Annotated in this window: 18 protein-coding genes; 9 read left to right on the plus strand and 9 right to left on the minus strand. The window is 71.4% G+C overall.

All coding sequences use genetic code 11. The features are described 5' to 3' along the window. Positions 1-11: 11 nt before the first annotated feature. The 5 genes from ACQEVM_RS22530 (at position 12) to ACQEVM_RS22550 (ending at position 4084) form a co-directional block, all read left to right on the plus strand. Positions 12-740, plus strand: a complete 729-nt coding sequence (locus ACQEVM_RS22530) for a type 1 glutamine amidotransferase (RefSeq protein WP_053683312.1) — start codon at positions 12-14, stop codon at positions 738-740. Positions 741-929: 189 nt separating this feature from the next. Next, positions 930-1958 carry a 6-phosphofructokinase gene (locus ACQEVM_RS22535; RefSeq protein ID WP_433081819.1) on the plus strand — a complete coding sequence of 343 codons (1029 nt, stop codon included), beginning with the start codon at positions 930-932 and terminating at the stop codon, positions 1956-1958. Between the two features lie 97 nt (positions 1959-2055). Beyond that, on the plus strand, positions 2056-3012 hold the full coding sequence (locus ACQEVM_RS22540; RefSeq protein ID WP_433081821.1) for a cytochrome c oxidase assembly protein: 957 nt from the start codon (positions 2056-2058) through the stop codon (positions 3010-3012). 32 nt (positions 3013-3044) lie between these two features. Then, positions 3045-3203, plus strand: a complete 159-nt coding sequence (locus ACQEVM_RS22545; RefSeq protein ID WP_267798681.1) for a hypothetical protein — start codon at positions 3045-3047, stop codon at positions 3201-3203. Positions 3204-3358: 155 nt separating this feature from the next. Then, complete coding sequence (locus ACQEVM_RS22550; RefSeq protein WP_433081824.1) at positions 3359-4084, plus strand: lysophospholipid acyltransferase family protein; 726 nt, start codon at positions 3359-3361, stop codon at positions 4082-4084. A 27-nt stretch (positions 4085-4111) separates the two neighbouring features. Here ACQEVM_RS22550 and ACQEVM_RS22555 read toward each other — a convergent pair whose 3' ends face one another. From ACQEVM_RS22555 to ACQEVM_RS22585, 7 genes are all read right to left on the minus strand, one after another. Next, positions 4112-5782, minus strand: a complete 1671-nt coding sequence (locus ACQEVM_RS22555) for an alpha/beta hydrolase (RefSeq protein ID WP_433081826.1) — start codon at positions 5780-5782, stop codon at positions 4112-4114. A 194-nt stretch (positions 5783-5976) separates the two neighbouring features. Next, a complete protein-coding gene (locus ACQEVM_RS22560; protein ID WP_433081828.1) occupies positions 5977-6756 on the minus strand; it encodes an urease accessory protein UreD in 780 nt (259 codons plus the stop codon). Beyond that, positions 6753-7442, minus strand: a complete 690-nt coding sequence (ureG, locus tag ACQEVM_RS22565) for an urease accessory protein UreG (RefSeq protein WP_433081830.1) — start codon at positions 7440-7442, stop codon at positions 6753-6755. The genes ACQEVM_RS22560 and ureG overlap by 4 nt, the downstream gene beginning before the upstream one ends. A 29-nt stretch (positions 7443-7471) precedes the next feature. Continuing rightward, entirely contained in the window at positions 7472-8146 is a 675-nt protein-coding gene (locus ACQEVM_RS22570; RefSeq protein ID WP_433081832.1) for an urease accessory protein UreF, read from the minus strand. Between the two features lie 31 nt (positions 8147-8177). After that, positions 8178-9899: an urease subunit alpha gene (locus ACQEVM_RS22575; RefSeq protein WP_433081834.1), complete on the minus strand. Its 1722-nt coding sequence runs from the start codon at positions 9897-9899 to the stop codon at positions 8178-8180. Continuing rightward, a complete protein-coding gene (locus tag ACQEVM_RS22580) occupies positions 9892-10203 on the minus strand; it encodes an urease subunit beta (RefSeq protein ID WP_266951686.1) in 312 nt (103 codons plus the stop codon). The genes ACQEVM_RS22575 and ACQEVM_RS22580 overlap by 8 nt, the downstream gene beginning before the upstream one ends. 14 nt (positions 10204-10217) lie before the next feature. Continuing rightward, complete coding sequence (locus ACQEVM_RS22585; RefSeq protein ID WP_053683293.1) at positions 10218-10520, minus strand: urease subunit gamma; 303 nt, start codon at positions 10518-10520, stop codon at positions 10218-10220. A gap of 305 nt (positions 10521-10825) precedes the next feature. On the opposite strand from ACQEVM_RS22585, the gene ACQEVM_RS22590 reads away from it, so the two are divergent. Continuing rightward, positions 10826-11218 carry a VOC family protein gene (locus ACQEVM_RS22590; RefSeq protein WP_433081837.1) on the plus strand — a complete coding sequence of 131 codons (393 nt, stop codon included), beginning with the start codon at positions 10826-10828 and terminating at the stop codon, positions 11216-11218. A 70-nt stretch (positions 11219-11288) separates the two neighbouring features. Here ACQEVM_RS22590 and ACQEVM_RS22595 read toward each other — a convergent pair whose 3' ends face one another. Next, entirely contained in the window at positions 11289-11738 is a 450-nt protein-coding gene (locus tag ACQEVM_RS22595) for an ATP-binding protein (protein WP_433081839.1), read from the minus strand. A 197-nt stretch (positions 11739-11935) separates the two neighbouring features. Here ACQEVM_RS22595 and ACQEVM_RS22600 point away from each other — a divergent pair, with 197 nt between their 5' ends. Further along, positions 11936-12817, plus strand: a complete 882-nt coding sequence (locus tag ACQEVM_RS22600; RefSeq protein WP_433081841.1) for a helix-turn-helix domain-containing protein — start codon at positions 11936-11938, stop codon at positions 12815-12817. A 12-nt stretch (positions 12818-12829) separates the two neighbouring features. Continuing rightward, entirely contained in the window at positions 12830-13051 is a 222-nt protein-coding gene (locus tag ACQEVM_RS22605) for a DUF397 domain-containing protein (protein WP_053683286.1), read from the plus strand. Between the two features lie 23 nt (positions 13052-13074). Here ACQEVM_RS22605 and ACQEVM_RS22610 read toward each other — a convergent pair whose 3' ends face one another. Then, a complete protein-coding gene (locus tag ACQEVM_RS22610; RefSeq protein ID WP_433081843.1) occupies positions 13075-14247 on the minus strand; it encodes an 8-amino-7-oxononanoate synthase in 1173 nt (390 codons plus the stop codon). Positions 14248-14402: 155 nt separating this feature from the next. Here ACQEVM_RS22610 and bioB point away from each other — a divergent pair, with 155 nt between their 5' ends. Further along, positions 14403-15653: a biotin synthase BioB gene (bioB, locus tag ACQEVM_RS22615; protein ID WP_433081845.1), complete on the plus strand. Its 1251-nt coding sequence runs from the start codon at positions 14403-14405 to the stop codon at positions 15651-15653. Positions 15654-15685: the final 32 nt, after the last annotated feature.

Genomic DNA, 15685 nt, shown 5'->3' on the forward strand with positions numbered 1-15685 from the left:
AGGACAAGAGCATGAGCGACAACAGCCTGCGTCTGGTCTGGGTCTACCCCGACCTGCTCAGCACGTACGGAGACCAGGGCAACGCCCTCGTGGTGGAGCGCCGGGCGCGCCAGCGCGGCCTGGACGTGCAGCGCGTGGACGTGCGCAGCGACCAGCCCATCCCCACCTCGGGCGACATCTACCTGATCGGCGGCGGTGAGGACCGCCCGCAGCGACTGGCCGCGGAGCGCCTGGTGCGCGACGGCGGTCTGGAGCGCGCCGTCTCGAACGGGGCGATCGTCTTCTCCGTCTGCGCCGGGTACCAGATCCTCGGCACCGAGTTCGTCAACGACATGGGCGAGCGCCAGCAGGGCCTCGGCCTGCTGGACGTGGTCACCGTGCGCGGCGAGGGCGAGCGGTGTGTCGGCGACGTCCTCGCGGACATCGACCCGCGGCTGGGTCTGCCCCCGCTGACGGGCTTCGAGAACCACCAGGGCGTCACCCACCTCGGCCCCTCCGCCAAGCCCTTCGCCCGTACCCGGCTGGGTCGCGGCAACGGCTCCGGCGACGGCACGGAGGGCGCGTACAACGACACCGTCTTCGGCACGTACATGCACGGTCCGGTGATGGCCCGCAACCCGCTGATCGCGGACCTGCTGCTCAAGCTGGCCCTCGATGTGAACGCGCTGCCGGCCATAGACGACCGCTGGTACGAGGCACTGCGCAACGAGCGCATCGCGGCGGCCACGCAGCCCGCGTAACCCGCCTGCCACGTGCCGTACGGCCCGGATTCCCCAAGGGGTCCGGGCCGACGTGCGTTCGCACCGCGGATCCGCCCAGCATGTGGAGGATGGTTCAGTCCACCGGGGATCCGCTTGTAGGGTGACAGGTAGTTCCAACCGGACGACGTGGTCCGGTCGTCGGCCCACGTTGCAAAGGTTCCTCCTGCCATGCGCATTGGTGTGCTCACTTCCGGAGGCGACTGCCCCGGCCTCAATGCCGTCATCCGCTCCGTCGTGCACCGCGCCGTCGTCGACCACGGCGACGAGGTGATCGGCTTCCACGACGGCTGGCGCGGCCTCCTGGAGTGCGACTACCGCAAGCTCGACCTCGACGCCGTCAGCGGCATCCTGGCGCGCGGCGGCACGATCCTCGGCTCCTCCCGGGTCCAGCCCGCGCACCTGCGCGACGGCGTGGAGCGGGCCCGCGGTCACCTCGCGGACCTCGGCCTGGACGCCGTCATCCCGATCGGCGGCGAGGGCACCCTGAAGGCCGCGCACCTGCTGTCGCAGGGCGGCCTGCCGATCGTCGGCGTCCCGAAGACCATCGACAACGACATCGCGTCGACCGACGTCACCTTCGGCTTCGACACCGCCGTCGGCGTGGCCACCGAGGCCCTGGACCGGCTGAAGACCACCGCCGAGTCCCACCAGCGCGTGATGGTCGTCGAGGTCATGGGCCGGCACACCGGCTGGATCGCCCTGCACTCGGGCATGGCGGCCGGCGCGCACGCCATCGTCGTCCCGGAGCGCCCCTTCGACATCGACGAGCTGACCGCGATCGTCGGCGAGCGGTTCTCCGCCGGCAAGCGGTTCGCGATCGTCGTGGTCGCCGAGGGCGCGAAGCCCGCCGAGGGCGGCTCGATGGCCGTCGAGGCCGGGGGCACCGACATCTACGGCCACGAGCGGTTCGCCGGGATCGGCAACCGGCTGGCCGTGGAGCTGGAGGAGCGCCTCGGCAAGGAGGCCCGTCCGGTGATCCTGGGCCACGTCCAGCGCGGCGGCACGCCCACCGCGTACGACCGGGTCCTCGCCACCCGCTTCGGCTGGCACGCGGTGGAGGCCGCGCACCGGGGCGAGTTCGGGATGCTGACCGCGCTGCGCGGCACCGACATCGTGATGGTGCCGCTCGCGGATGCCGTGCAGACCCTCAAGACGGTCCCGGCCGAGCGCTACGAAGAGGCGGAGACCGTTCTGTGATGTTTCCCCCCTTCTGACACGACACCGCCCCCGGACGCCTCGGCGTTCGGGGGCGGCACTAGTGTGGTGGGGCATCACGGGTCGAGGGAGTGAACAGATGGATCACAGCGGGCACGGCATGGACATGAACATGGACCTGCCGCCCTTCACTCTCGGACGGGGTCTGGAGTTCTCCTTCGACGCCTTCTTCCTGTTCGGCTCGCTGTTGGGTCTCGCCCTGTACGGGTGGGGGGTGCTGCGGCTGCGGCGGCGCGGGGACGACTGGCCGCTCGGCCGCACGATCGCCTTCACCGTCGGCGTGCTGACCGTGATCCTCGTGATGTGCACCAAGCTCAACGACTACGGCATGGTCATGTTCAGCGTGCACATGGTGCAGCACATGGTGATCAGCATGATCACCCCGATCCTGCTGCTGCTGGGCGCCCCCATGACGCTGGCGCTGCGCGCGCTGCCGCCGGCCCCGCGCGGCACCAAGGGACCGCGCGAGTTGCTGCTGATGCTCCTGCACAGCCGCTACATGAAGGTGATCACGCACCCCGCCTTCACCATCCCGATGTTCATCGCCAGCCTCTACGGGCTGTACTTCACACCGCTCTTCGACTTCCTGATGGAGTCCAGGACCGGGCACATCGCGATGATGGTGCACTTCCTCGCCGTCGGCGTGATCTTCTTCTGGCCGATCATGGGCGTGGACCCGGGCCCGCACCGCCCCGGCTACGTGATGCGCATGCTGGAACTCTTCTCCGGCATGCCCTTCCACGCCTTCTTCGGCATCGCCCTGATGATGGCGAGCGAGCCGATGATCAAGACGTACGCGGACCCGCCGGCCTCCCTCGGCATCGACGCACTGCTCGACCAGCAGTGGGGCGGCGGCATCGCCTGGGCGTTCAGCGAGATCCCGTCCGTGCTCGTGCTGATCGCCCTGGTCTATCAGTGGTACCACTCGGAGCAGCGGGCCGCGAAGCGGTCCGACCGGGCGGAGGACCGCAACGGTGACCAGGAGCTGGCGGCGTACAACTCGTATCTCGCCTCGCTCCAAGCGCGTGGCCGGTAGCGCGATCACGACTTCTGGCGCCACCATGGGGCATGACCGGATCCGTGAAGACGATGGCCGTCATGACCTTCGCCGCCCTGGTGGCGATCGGCACCTATTCCGCCACTCTCGGCAGCAACGGCTGGCTGTGGTTCGCCTGGGTGGTGCTGGGACTGCTGACCGTCGCCATGGCCGCCTCCCGCAGCGCCTGAGCCCCGCGGCGCACCTCCCGCGGCCTGCCCGTCCGGCGCCGCGCCGGTGCGCTGCCCGACGCCCCCGTCGAAGCTCCACCCTCCCGCCCCCTCTGCCTCAGGGCTGACTGTCCGTACCATGGCGGTGACAACGGGGCATCGACGGGAGCTGCCTGGTGTTCTACCACTTGCTCAAGCACGTGTTCCTCGGTCCGCTGCTGCGGCTGCTGTTCAGACCGCGGATCGAGGGGCTGGAGAACATCCCCGAGGAGGGCGCCGCGATCATCGCGGGCAACCACCTCTCGTTCTCGGACCACTTCCTGATGCCCGCGATCCTGAAGCGGCGCATCACCTTCCTCGCGAAGGCCGAGTACTTCACGGGCCCCGGGCTCAAGGGCCGGTTGACCGCCGCCTTCTTCCGCAGCGCCGGACAGATCCCGGTGGACCGCTCCGGCAAGGACGCCGGACAGGCGGCCCTGCGCGAGGGCCTCGGGGTGCTGGCCAGGGGCGAGCTGCTCGGGATCTACCCGGAGGGCACCCGCTCGCACGACGGCCGGCTCTACAAGGGCAAGGTCGGGGTGGCCGCGATGGCACTGGGGGCCGGGGTGCCGGTGGTGCCGTGCGCGATGGTCGGCACCTTCGAGATCCAGCCGCCCGGGCAGAAGATCCCGAAGATCCGGCGGGTCACCATCCGCTTCGGCGAGCCGATGGAGTTCTCCCGGTACGCCGGAATGGAGTCCGAGCGGGCCGTGCTGCGGGCCGTCACCGACGAGATCATGTACGCGGTGCTGGGCCTCTCCGGCCAGGAGTACGTCGACCGGTACGCCGGCGAGGTGAAGGCCGAGGAGGAGGAAGCACGGAAGAAGGCCCGGCGCGCAGGACGCGCCAGGCCTTCTCCGTGATCGTGTGACCGCCGTCACCGGCCGCGGCTAGCGGACGGCGGGCAGCTCCTCACGCGCCGGGAGGTCCGCACCCGGGGTGGCGAGGGACTTCGCGGCGGCCGGGGCCGGGGCGACGGGCGTGGCGTGCGGTCCGCACTTCACGTCCTTGGCGTCGACCTTGCCGGTGAGCAGGTAGGTGTCCACGCGGGTGTTGATGCAGGGGTTCACCAGGCTGGTGACACCGTGCGAGCCCGCGTTCTGCTCGGTGATCAGGCGAGAGCCGCCGAGCTTGCGGTGCAGGGAGACCGCGCCCACGTACGGGGTGGCCGCGTCACGCTCGGACTGGACGATGAGGACCGGCGGCAGACCGCGCTTGGCGCTCGCGCCGACCTCGATCGGGTTGCTCTGCTTGGACTTCCAGGTGGCGCAGGGGAGGTTCATCCACGCGTTGGACCAGGTCAGGAACGGGTACTTCTTGTGGAGCTTGGTGTTGTCCCGGTCCCACTTGGCCCAGCTGGTCGGCCACTTGGCGTCGGCGCACTCGACCGCGGTGTAGACGGCGTTGCTGTTCTCGGAGGCCGCGTTGCCGGCGAGGTCGGACATGTCCGGGGCGATGGCGTCGACCAGTGCCTGGGTGTCACCGGCGATGTACTTGCTCCAGGTCTGGGCGACGGGCACCCAGGAGGAGTCGTAGTACGGGGCGCCCTGGAAGAAGCCGATGAGCTCGGCCGGGCCGACGACCCCGCCGATCGGGTTCGCCTTGGCGGCGGCGCGCAGCTCCTGGTACTTCGCCTCGACCTTGGCCCGGGTGTTGCCGATGTGGAAGACGGAGTCGTTCTTGGCGACCCAGTCCTGCCAGTCGTTCCACCGGGTCTGGAAGGCCACGTCCTGGCCGAGGTTGGCCTCGTACCAGATGTTGTCGACGGCCGGGTCGACCACGCTGTCGACGATCATGCGGCGCACGTGGTTCGGGAAGAGGGTCGCGTAGACCCCGCCGAGGTAGGTGCCGTAGGAGACGCCGAGGTAGTTCAGCTTCTTCTCGCCGAGGGCGGCCCGGATGACGTCCAGGTCGCGCGCGGTGTTCGGCGTGGTCATCTGCGGCAGCATCTCGCCGCTGCGCTCCTTGCAGCCGTCCGCGTACTCGGCGGCGAGCTTGCGCTGGGCGCGCTTGTCGGCCTCGTTGGACGGGACCGGGTCGGCCTTGGGGGCCTTGACGAACTCCTGCGGGTCGATGCAGGAGATCGGCGCGGAGTGGCCGACGCCGCGGGGGTCGAAGCCCACGAAGTCGTACGCCTTGGAGGTGTTGACCCACAGCGGGCTCTTGGTGGTGACCCGGCGCGGGAAGCGCATGCCGGAACCGCCGGGACCGCCGGGGTTGTAGACGAGGGCGCCCTGGCGCTCCTCCTTGGTGCCGGTGCTGCCGATCCGGTCGACCGCGAGCTCGATGGTCTTGCCGAACGGCTTGGCGTAGTCGAGCGGGACCTTGACCCAGCCGCACTGGATCGGCTTCTCGAAGCCCCAGTCGGCGGGACAGTCCTTCCACTCGATCCCCGTGTGGGCGGCGCGGGCGGCGGCGATCTGGACGCCGATCGCCTCGGCTGCCCCGCCACCGTCGCGGCCCGCGGTGGCCGCGGTCGCGGACGGCGCCAGCAGCAGGCTCGCCGCCAGCGTTCCGGTGATCAGTGTGGCGGCGCTGCCCAGCGCCGCGGTGCGTATCACGTGGTTGTTCCCCCTGCGTCATGTGCCGCCGTGGGCGGCCGGGTTCGGTCTGTTTCGGTCGTCGGCGTGCAGGGGGATCCTTTCGCCTGACCAGCACCGGGCAACAGAGCGCGGGTCGGTTCTTTGCCAACCCGATAACCGGAAAGGCGTGTACCGCTGAGCGGTGTCCGGTTCGCCCCGGCTCCGCCCTCCCGTCACCAGCCGTACGTCGCGCGGGCCGCGTCGAGGAGTTCCCGCAGCCGAAGCGCGTCCGGGGCGAGGGCCGTCACCAGCACGGCCGGCCCGGGCAACGGAGTCGCCACCGCGAACTCGCCGAGGACGGCGGCAGCGGGCGGATCCTGTTCGAACCCCGGATCCACCACGAGCAGTTGACCCAGCGCACGGTGGCCCGCGAGCCCGGCCGGACCGTCCCAGCCGCCGGGTGCTCCCGGTCCGCAGGCCACCTCCTGGTCCAGCAGAGGCCGGCCGTCCCGGTCGACGGTCAGCCGGCTGCGCAGCAGCCCCGGGACCTCCCCACTGCGGCCGAGCACCTGCTCCTCGCGCAACAGCAGCCGCGCGGTGGCGGCCAGTTCGACGCGGGTGGTGACCCGCAGGTCGCTGCCGCGCACGGACACGAGCGGCTCGGGCAGCCACCGCGCCCACGCCTCGTCGGCGAGGGTCAGCCGTACGTCGTACCGTGCGGGTTCCCCGCCGCGGCCGGGCAGCGCCAGGGTGGCCGCCGCCGAGCGGAGCCCCAGTCGGGCGCCCGGCCCGACGCTCGCCTCGACGGTGAGGTGGTCGCCGCCGAGCGGGGCGCTCATGGCGCCGACCAGCATCACCTCGGCGTCGGCGTCGACGCCCCGCACACGGCGCAGCGCGAGCGGTCCCTCCCCGGCGAGCAGCGGCAGCGCGGTGCCGCCGCGCCCGTCGGCGACGGCGCCGATCCGGGCGGTGGCGCGCAGCCCGAGGGCGGGTACCGCCGGGGCGCCGGTCACCGTACGGTCGTCCAGGCGGCGATCCGCTCGCGCACCCAGTCGGCCACCGGGGCCACTCCCTCGGGCCCGCGCAGGGACTGGAAGGCGACGGGGAGTTCACCCCGTTGGGCGGCGGCGTCCCGGGCCATCCGCTCCAGGTCGGAGCCGACGTGGGGGGCGAGGTCGGTCTTGTTGACGATGAGCAGGTCGGCGGTGGTGACCCCGGGGCCGCCCTTGCGCGGGATGTCGTCACCCCCGGCCACGTCGATGACGAAGATCTGGGCGTCGACCAGGCCTCGGGAGAAAGTCGCGGTGAGGTTGTCGCCCCCGGACTCGACGAGGATCAGGTCGAGCGGGCCGACGGTCTCCTCCAGTTCCTCCACGGCTTCCAGGTTGGCGGAGATGTCGTCGCGGATGGCGGTGTGCGGGCAGGCGCCCGTCTCGACGGCGGTGATCCGCTCGGGCGGCAGGACGGCCTCGCGGAGCAGGAACTCGGCGTCCTCGCGGGTGTAGATGTCGTTGGTGACGACGGCCATGGACAGCTCCGCGCGCAGCGCCCGGCACAGGGCGGCGACGGTGGCGGTCTTGCCGGAGCCGACGGGGCCGCCGAGGCCGAGGCGCAGGGCGCGGCGGGTGCCGTCCCCGCGTACGGGGTCGGCGCCGTGGGTGTGGCGGTGGGGGTAGGTCACGGCGTGGTCGAGGTGCACGGGTTCTCCTGGGAGTGTGAGGAGGCTGGTCAGGACGCGAAGAGCCGTACCGGCCAGGCGGCATGGACCTGGGCCGAGATGTCCAGCAGCGGTGAGGAGGCGGCGGGCAGCGCGCCCGTCCCCTCGTCGCGGGCGAGCAGGGCCGCCTCGGTGGCCCGCGCGGACACGGCGTCCAGCTCGGGTGCGAGTCCGGCCAGTACGGCGCTCGCCTCGAAGGGGTCGAGGCCGAGCAGGCGCACGGTCGCGGTGGCGGGGCCGCTGACGCTCTCGTACGCCGCCACGTGCGCGGCGTCCGACGGCCCGAGCCCGGCCGCGCGCGCGGTGACGCCGAGGACCACGGGCTGGTGGGCGCCGCGCGGGAAGGCCGCGGCCAGGGCTTCGAGTTCGCCGTCCGGCCAGGTCGCGCGGGCGGCCCGCAGCAGTTGCCTGCCGAGTCTGCGGGCGGCCGTGCGCAGTGCGGGCGAGGGGGTGCGGGCGTCGGCGGCGGCGTCGAGTTCGACGGGGTCGAGTCCGAGGGCGGCGGAGGCCGCGAGCCCTGCGGCGACGAGCCCGGAGGTGTGCAGCCTGCCCCGGCAGAAGTCGGCGAGGGTGGCTGCGTCGTGGATACGGCCCGCCTTGCAGGCGGCCTCCGCCCCGCCGGAGTGGGCGTGCCCTCCGGCGGGGAAGCGGCCGTCCGCGAGGACGAGCAGCGCGGCGAGGCTCATCGGGGGCGGCCCCCGGTCGTGCGGGCGCGCATCAGAAGAGGAAGTATCGCTGGGCCATGGGCAGTTCGGTCGCGGGCGCGGGCTCCACGACCTCCCCGTCGATGCTGACGGTGAAGGTGTCGGCGTCCACCTCGACCCTCGGCATGGCGTCGTTGTTGCGCATGTCGGCCTTCGTCACCTTGCGGGTGCTCTCGATGGCCGTGAACCGCTTGTCGAGTCCGAGCCGTTCGGGCAGTCCGTCGTCGAGCGCGGCCTGCGCGGTGAAGTTCAGGGAGTTCAGGCCGGGGGCCCGCCCGAGATGGCCGAACATGGGGCGCGGCAGCACCGGCTGGGGGGTGGGGATGGAGGCGTTGGCGTCGCCCATCTGGGCGTAGGCGATCTGGCCGCCCTTGATGACCAGTTCGGGCTTGACCCCGAAGAAGGCCGGCTGCCACAGCACCAGGTCGGCCAGCTTGCCGGGTTCCACCGAGCCGATCTCGCGGGCGAGGCCCTGGGCCACGGCCGGGTTGATCGTGTACTTGGCGACGTAGCGGCGGGCGCGGTGGTTGTCGGCCGGTCCGTCGCCGGGCAGGAATCCCCGGCGCTTCTTCATCACGTGGGCGGTCTGCCAGGTGCGCATGACGACCTCGCCGACCCGGCCCATGGCCTGGGAGTCGGAGGAGATGATGGAGATGGCGCCGAGGTCGTGCAGGACGTCCTCGGCGGCGATGGTCGAGGGTCTGATCCGCGATTCGGCGAAGGCCAGGTCTTCCGGTACCGCCGGGTTGAGGTGGTGGCAGACCATGAGCATGTCGAGGTGTTCCTCGACGGTGTTGACGGTGTGCGGCCGGGTCGGGTTGGTGGAACTGGGCAGTATGTTCGGCTCGGACACCACGGTGATGATGTCGGGCGCGTGCCCGCCGCCCGCGCCCTCGGTGTGGTACGAGTGGATGGTGCGGCCGGCGATGGCGGCGAGGGTGTCCGCGACGAACCCGGCCTCGTTGAGCGTGTCGGTGTGGATGGCCACCTGGGCGCCGGTCTCCTCACAGACTCCGAGGCAGGCGTCGATGACCGCGGGGGTCGCCCCCCAGTCCTCGTGGATCTTGAATCCCAATGCTCCGCCGCGCAGTTGGGAGTACATGCCCTCGCGGGACATGGTGTTGCCCTTGCCCAGTAGGCCGATGTTGACGGGGTAGGCCTCCAGCGCCGCGAACATCCGCGCCAGGTGCCAGGGTCCGGGTGTGACGGTGGTGGCCTTGGAGCCCTCGGCGGGTCCGGTTCCGCCGCCGACGAGGGTGGTGATGCCGGAGGCGAGGGCCTCGTCGATGACCGTCGGGGAGATGAAGTGGACGTGGGCGTCGATGGCGCCGGCCGTGACGATCTTCCCGTTGCCCGCGATGATCTCGGTCTCGGGGCCGATGACGAGGGCGGGGTCCACCCCGTCCATGGTGTCGGGGTTGCCGGCCTTGCCGATGCCGCAGATCCGGCCGTCCCGGATGCCCAGGTCGGCCTTGACGATGCCCCAGTGGTCGAGGACGACGACGCCGGTGATCACCGTGTCGGGGGCGCCCTCGGCGCGCGTGGTGCGCGCCTGGCCCATGGATTCGCGGATGACCTTGCCGCCGCCGAACACGGCCTCGTCACCGGAGCGTCCGGGTCCGCCGCTCAGGTCCTCTTCGATCTCCACGAAGAGGTCGGTGTCGGCGAGCCGGATCCGGTCACCCGCCGTCGGCCCGAAGAGGTCGGCGTACACCTGGCGTGACAGCTCAGCCATCGAGGGGTCCCCCGGTCTCCCCGCGCAGCCCCGGTACGGTCCGCAGTCCGCCCAGCGGTACGAGTTCCACCGCGACCGGGATGCCCGGTTCGAAGCGGACCGCGGTACCGGCGGCGATGTTGAGGCGGAGCCCGCGGGCGGCGGAGCGGTCGAAGTCGAGGCCCGGATTGACCTCGGCGAAGTGGTAGTGCGAGCCGACCTGAACGGGTCGGTCGGCGGCGTTGAGCACGGTGAGACGGGTGACGGGGCGACCCTCGTTGAGGCGCACCGGACCGTCCCCGAAGCGGATTTCGCCGGGGATCATGCGGGGGCTCCTCCTCAGACGATCGGGTCGTGGACGGTGACGAGCTTGGTGCCGTCCGGGAAGGTCGCCTCGACCTGCACGTCGTGGATCATCTCGGGGATCCCCTCCATGACCTCCTCGCGCGCCAGCACGGTGCGGCCGGAGGCCATCAGCTCGGCCACCGTCCGCCCGTCCCGGGCGCCTTCGAGGATGTGCGAGGTGATGAGGGCCACCGCCTCGGGGTGGTTGAGGCGCACCCCGCGCGCCCTCCGCTTCTCGGCCACGTCCGCCGCCACGTGGATGAGCAGTCTCTCCTGCTCGTGCGGTGTCAACTGCACTCGTATCACCATGCTTCCGGGACAAGATCAACGCCGCGCCGACGCGACCCTACCGGCCGTCAACACTTTGTTGACCTGGGCATTTCCGTGCCAAGCATGTCTTGTCCAACGCAGAGGGAGGCTTTCCGTTCCGATCACCGTCGCTTTGCCGGCGCATGGGTGATCATTGACGGAAGGCCGCGGATGCCCACGCTAGGGTCCGTAGTTTTCCGCCGCGTTAACGCACGTTTCGTGGAGGCACCCGGTTCGCCGGGCGCGGCGCCTCCGCCAGGTTCCGTATACGGAAGCTTCCTTCGAGGAGAGCCATGTTTCTCAACCCTGTCCGCCACATCACCTTCGACGCCCTCGACCCCTACAAGATCGCCGAGTTCTGGTCGGCCGTGACCGGCTACCCGATCCATCCGGACGACGTGGAGGGCGACGACGAGATCCTGCTGGAGTCGGGACAGCCCGGCGTCCCGGGTCTGCTGTTCATCCGCGTGCCGGACGCCAAGTCCGTGAAGAACCGGGTCCACCTGGACATCCAGCCGCCCACCGGGACGCGCGACGAGACCGTCGCGCGGCTGACCGGGCTCGGGGCGCGGATCGTGGACGACCGACGGGCCGAGGACGGAGTCCTCGGCTGGGTCGTGCTCGCCGACCCCGAGGGGAACGAACTGTGCATCGAGCGCAGCGCCGAGGAGCGGGCCGGCTCCTGAGCCGGGTCGTCGCGGGACCCCGCCTCGCGGGCCCCTCGGCTCTTCGCCTCCCCGGCCCGGGCCGGTCGCCTCAGCAGCCCGTGGGGGCCGCCGTCGCGGCGACCACGGTCCACGGCAGCGCGATCCACACGGTCTTGCCGCCGTCCTCGGTCGGGGTGACCGACAGCCGCCCGCCCGCCTCCGCGGCCAGCCAGCGGATGATGACCATGCCCCGCCCGTTGTCCTGCTGGACCGCCGCGGGGAGCCGCCGGGGATGGCGCGGATGACTGTCCGTCACCCCGACGCGCAGCCATTCACCGCGCTCCAGCCGGACGTCGACGGTGAACGTGGGCGACTGACCGCGCGTGTGCTGGACCGCGTTGGTCGCCAGTTCCGAAACGATCAGCCGCACGGTGTCGGCCGTCTCGGATTCGTCGGGCAGTCCCCATTCACCGAGCACCTCCGCGACGTACCGGCGGGCGGCGGCGACCGAGGCCGGGTCGCTCGGCAGAGTGACGGATGATTCCTGGTGATCTGCCATGGCGACGTCCCTTTCCCACCGGGGCGTAACCGTCCCGGATCTACGCTGAGCGCAAGAGTGCCACCCATCGTGCCGCCGTTTCTGCCGATCTCCCAAGATATGCATATATCTGTCGCTCAATGCGGTGAACTCTGCTACGGAAGAGCGTATTCGGACGGCAGACTGGTGCGAGCTGTGCCGGTGGAAGGAGAGCGGGTATGCAGCACGGTCCCGCGGTGCGCCGACGCAAGCTCGGCGAGGAACTGCGTGCGCTCCGTGACCGGTCCGGACTCACCAGCGGTGAGGCGGCCCGGATGGTGGGATGGCATCAGTCGAAAATCAGCCGCATCGAGACGGGTCGCAGTGGCGCGAAGCCGGCTGACATCCGGCTGTTGCTCGACGCCTACGGCGATGTGGTCAGCACGCAGCAGCGGGCCCTGTTGGAGGCCCTCGGGGCCTCGGCGGCGGGCTCGGGAGCGGGGGACGCCGCGCGGGGCCGGCAGTGGTGGCACGACTATCGGGGGCTGCTGCCGCAGGAGTACCGGGACTTCATCAGCCTGGAGGCCGGCGCCCGTGCCGCCCGGACGGTGGAACTCTCCGTGGTTCCGGGTCTGTTGCAGACGCCCGGGTACGCGCGCGCCGTGACCAGGGCGGCCCTGGGCGGGCTGCCCGAGCCGAAGGTGGACGCGCTCGTCGACGTACGGCTGGCCCGGCAATCGGTGTTGCGGGCCGATCCGCCGCTCCAGCTGAGTGCCGTACTGGACGAGGCGGTGCTGCGGCGCCAGATCGGGGGGCCGGGGGTGATGGAGGAGCAGTTGCGGCATCTGATGGAGGTGGCTCTGTTGCCCCAAGTGCGGCTCCAGGTACTGCCGTTCAGCGTGGGGGGTCATCTCGGCCTCACCGGACCGTTCGTCATCTTCTCATTTCCGAGCATCGCCGATCTCGATGTGGTGGTCCTCGACCATTTGACGAGTAGCCTCTATCTGGAGCGGAAGGAAGACCTCGACGCGTACAGCGCCGCGTTCCGCACCATCCAGGCGCACGCCCTCCCGCCCCAGGACTCGTCGGATCTCATCAGCTCCATCGCTGACGACGCGTAAGGAGGCACCCCCGTGTCCGCAACCCCCTTATCCACCAGCGGACTTCTGATCAGCGCGCGGTGGCGGCGGAGCAGCCGCAGCACCGGAATGAACAACTGCGTGGAAGCGGCCGTCCTCGGCGGCGGCCTGCTGGCCGTCCGTGACTCCAAACGGACGGACGGCCCGGCCGTGCTCTTCACCGGGCCGGCCTGGCAGGGCTTCCTCGCATCCGTACGGGCGGACGCGCACGTCTGACGCCCGTACGGATGGCTCCCGCGCTACAGGCCCACGGCTCCGGCGGGAGCGGTACGAAGGATCACCCCGACGGCCCGGTCGATCTCCTCCCCCGTGAGATTCGCCCGGGCGGTCAGCCGCAGCCGGGAGATGCCGTCCGGTACGGACGGCGGCCGGAAGCACCCCACGGACAGGCCCGCCTCACGGCAGTCGGCTGCCCAACGCAGTGCCGCCGAGGCCGACGGGGCCCGCACCGACACCACGGCCGCGTCCGGCCTGGCCGCGGCCAGGCCGGACGCGGTGAGCCGCCCGTACAGCGCGGTGGCCACCTCCCGCACCCGGTCCGCGCGCTCCGGTTCCCGCTGGAGCAGCCGCAGGCTCGCGAGCGCCGCGCCCGCCGCGGCCGGAGCCAACCCGGTGTCGAAGATGAAGGTCCGGGCCGTGTTGATCAGGTGTCGGATCACCTTCGCCGGGCCGAGCACGACCCCGCCCTGGCTGCCGAGGGACTTCGACAGGGTCATCGTCGCGACCACGCCGGGCGCGCCCGCCAACCCGACGGCGTGCAACGCGCCCCGGCCGCCGTCGCCCAGGACGCCGAGCCCGTGGGCGTCGTCCACGACCAGCGCCGCGCCCTCGTCGCGGCAGGCCGCCGCGTACGCGAGGAGCGGGGCGGCGTCCCCGTCCACGGAGAAGACCGAGTCGCTGACCAGCAGGGCACGGCCCTGGTGCCCGGCGAGCGTCTTGCGCGCGATGTCCGCGTCGCCGTGCGGGGTGACCGCGATCCGGGCCCGCGAGAGGCGGCAACCGTCGACGATCGAGGCGTGGTTCCCCGCGTCGGAGACGACGAGCGTGTCCCGGTCGCCGAGGGCGGTGACCGCCGCCAGGTTGGCCGCGTACCCGGAGGAGAGGACCAGCGCGGCCTCGAACCCGCAGAAGGCCGCGAGTTCCTCCTCGAGCCGGGCATGAAGCTCGGTCGTACCCGTCACCAGGCGTGATCCAGTGGCTCCCCCGCCCCACCGCTCGGCCGCCTCCCGGGCGCCGCGGATCGTCTCGGGATGCCGGGAGAGACCCAGGTAGTCGTTGCCCGCGAGGTCCATGAGCGGCGAGTCGGACGGCCTCGGGCGCAGTGTCCGTACCAGTCCTGCCTGCTCACGTGCCCGCTCCTCGCCGTCGATCCAGGAGAAGACGTCCTCGGGCTCCGGGGTGTGCTCGGTCATCGGCGGTCCTCGCGTTTTGTCGGCTGTCGACAGATCTGCTCGACCCTAGCCGCCGCCACTCGCGGGGCAGATGTGGCGATCCACACACTCCGATCTGGCCATGTTGTCCGATCTCTCCTTGGCCGGGAGTACCGGTGTGGGCCAGGATCAGCGTCATGGACCTGCTGAACACCCTGGTGGACAAGGGGCTGCGGCGCGAGCTGCCGACCCGCGAAGAGGCGCTCGCCGTACTGGCGACCTCGGACGACGAACTGCTCGACGTGGTGACCGCGGCCGGCAAGGTACGCCGCCAGTGGTTCGGCCGTCGCGTGAAGCTGAACTACCTGGTCAACCTGAAGTCGGGCCTCTGCCCGGAGGACTGCTCGTACTGCTCCCAGCGCCTGGGTTCGAAGGCGGAGATCCTCAAGTACACGTGGCTGAAACCCGAGGAGGCCTCCCAGGCCGCCGCGGCCGGCGTCGCGGGCGGGGCCAAGCGGGTCTGTCTCGTGGCGAGCGGGCGCGGTCCGACGGACCGTGACGTCGACCGGGTCGGCAAGACGATCGAGGCGATCAAGGAGCAGAACGAGGGCATCGAGGTCTGTGCCTGCCTGGGCCTGCTCTCGGACGGGCAGGCGGAGCGTCTGAAGGACGCGGGTGCGGATGCCTACAACCACAACCTCAACACCTCCGAGGCCACGTACGGTCAGATCACCAAGACCCACACGTACGCGGACCGCGTCGACACGGTGCAGAAGGCGCACGCCGCCGGCCTGTCCGCCTGCTCCGGCCTGATCGCGGGCATGGGCGAGAGCGACGAGGACCTCGTCGACGTCGTCTACTCGCTGCGCGCGCTGGACCCGGACTCGGTGCCGGTCAACTTCCTGATCCCCTTCGAAGGCACGCCGCTGGCCAAGGAGTGGAACCTCACCCCGCAGCGCTGCCTGCGGATCCTGGCGATGGTGCGGTTCGTCTGCCCCGACGTCGAGGTCCGGCTCGCGGGCGGGCGCGAGGTGCACCTGCGCTCCATGCAGCCGCTGGCCCTGCACCTGGTCAACTCGATCTTCCTCGGCGACTACCTGACCAGCGAGGGCCAGGCCGGTCAGGCCGACCTGGACATGATCGCGGACGCCGGTTTCGAGGTGGAGGGCGCCGGTACGACGACCCTGCCCACGCACCGCGCCGACGCCGCGGCGGCCGTGCCCGCCGCAGGAGGCTGTGGTTCGCACGGCGGCGGCGCCTCGCTCTGCGGCCCGTCCGGCGCCGAAGGCTCCGCCGAGGCGGCGGGTTGCGGTTCGGCGTGCGGCGGCTGCTCGGGACACGCCGAGCCGGCCGCGGCCCGCGCCCGGGTCGAGCCCGGTGAGGTGCGCTCGGACCTGGTGTCGGTGCGTCGACGTGGCGCGGGGACGGACATCGCCCCCAATGCCTGATCAGCACCTCCCGCTGACCGCCCGGCAAGACC

The organism is Streptomyces sp. CA-243310 (genome assembly GCF_050936775.1).
Classification (GTDB): Bacteria; Actinomycetota; Actinomycetes; order Streptomycetales; family Streptomycetaceae; genus Streptomyces.

Bases quoted from the DNA above. Each gene is read 5' to 3' on its own strand.
- ACQEVM_RS22570 (WP_433081832.1), bottom strand. From the start codon at position 8,146: ATGAGCCTCGCCGCGCTGCTCGTCCTCGCGGACGGCCGCTTCCCCGCC.
- ACQEVM_RS22575 (WP_433081834.1), bottom strand. From the start codon at position 9,899: ATGGCTGAGCTGTCACGCCAGGTGTACGCCGACCTCTTCGGGCCGACG.
- ACQEVM_RS22600 (WP_433081841.1), top strand. From the start codon at position 11,936: ATGCAGCACGGTCCCGCGGTGCGCCGACGCAAGCTCGGCGAGGAACTG.
- bioB (WP_433081845.1), top strand. From the start codon at position 14,403: ATGGACCTGCTGAACACCCTGGTGGACAAGGGGCTGCGGCGCGAGCTG.
- ACQEVM_RS22540 (WP_433081821.1), top strand. From the start codon at position 2,056: ATGGATCACAGCGGGCACGGCATGGACATGAACATGGACCTGCCGCCC.
- ACQEVM_RS22595 (WP_433081839.1), bottom strand. From the start codon at position 11,738: ATGGCAGATCACCAGGAATCATCCGTCACTCTGCCGAGCGACCCGGCC.
- ACQEVM_RS22610 (WP_433081843.1), bottom strand. From the start codon at position 14,247: ATGACCGAGCACACCCCGGAGCCCGAGGACGTCTTCTCCTGGATCGAC.
- ACQEVM_RS22535 (WP_433081819.1), top strand. From the start codon at position 930: ATGCGCATTGGTGTGCTCACTTCCGGAGGCGACTGCCCCGGCCTCAAT.
- ACQEVM_RS22580 (WP_266951686.1), bottom strand. From the start codon at position 10,203: ATGATCCCCGGCGAAATCCGCTTCGGGGACGGTCCGGTGCGCCTCAAC.
- ACQEVM_RS22545 (WP_267798681.1), top strand. From the start codon at position 3,045: ATGACCGGATCCGTGAAGACGATGGCCGTCATGACCTTCGCCGCCCTG.
- ACQEVM_RS22530 (WP_053683312.1), top strand. From the start codon at position 12: ATGAGCGACAACAGCCTGCGTCTGGTCTGGGTCTACCCCGACCTGCTC.
- ACQEVM_RS22590 (WP_433081837.1), top strand. From the start codon at position 10,826: ATGTTTCTCAACCCTGTCCGCCACATCACCTTCGACGCCCTCGACCCC.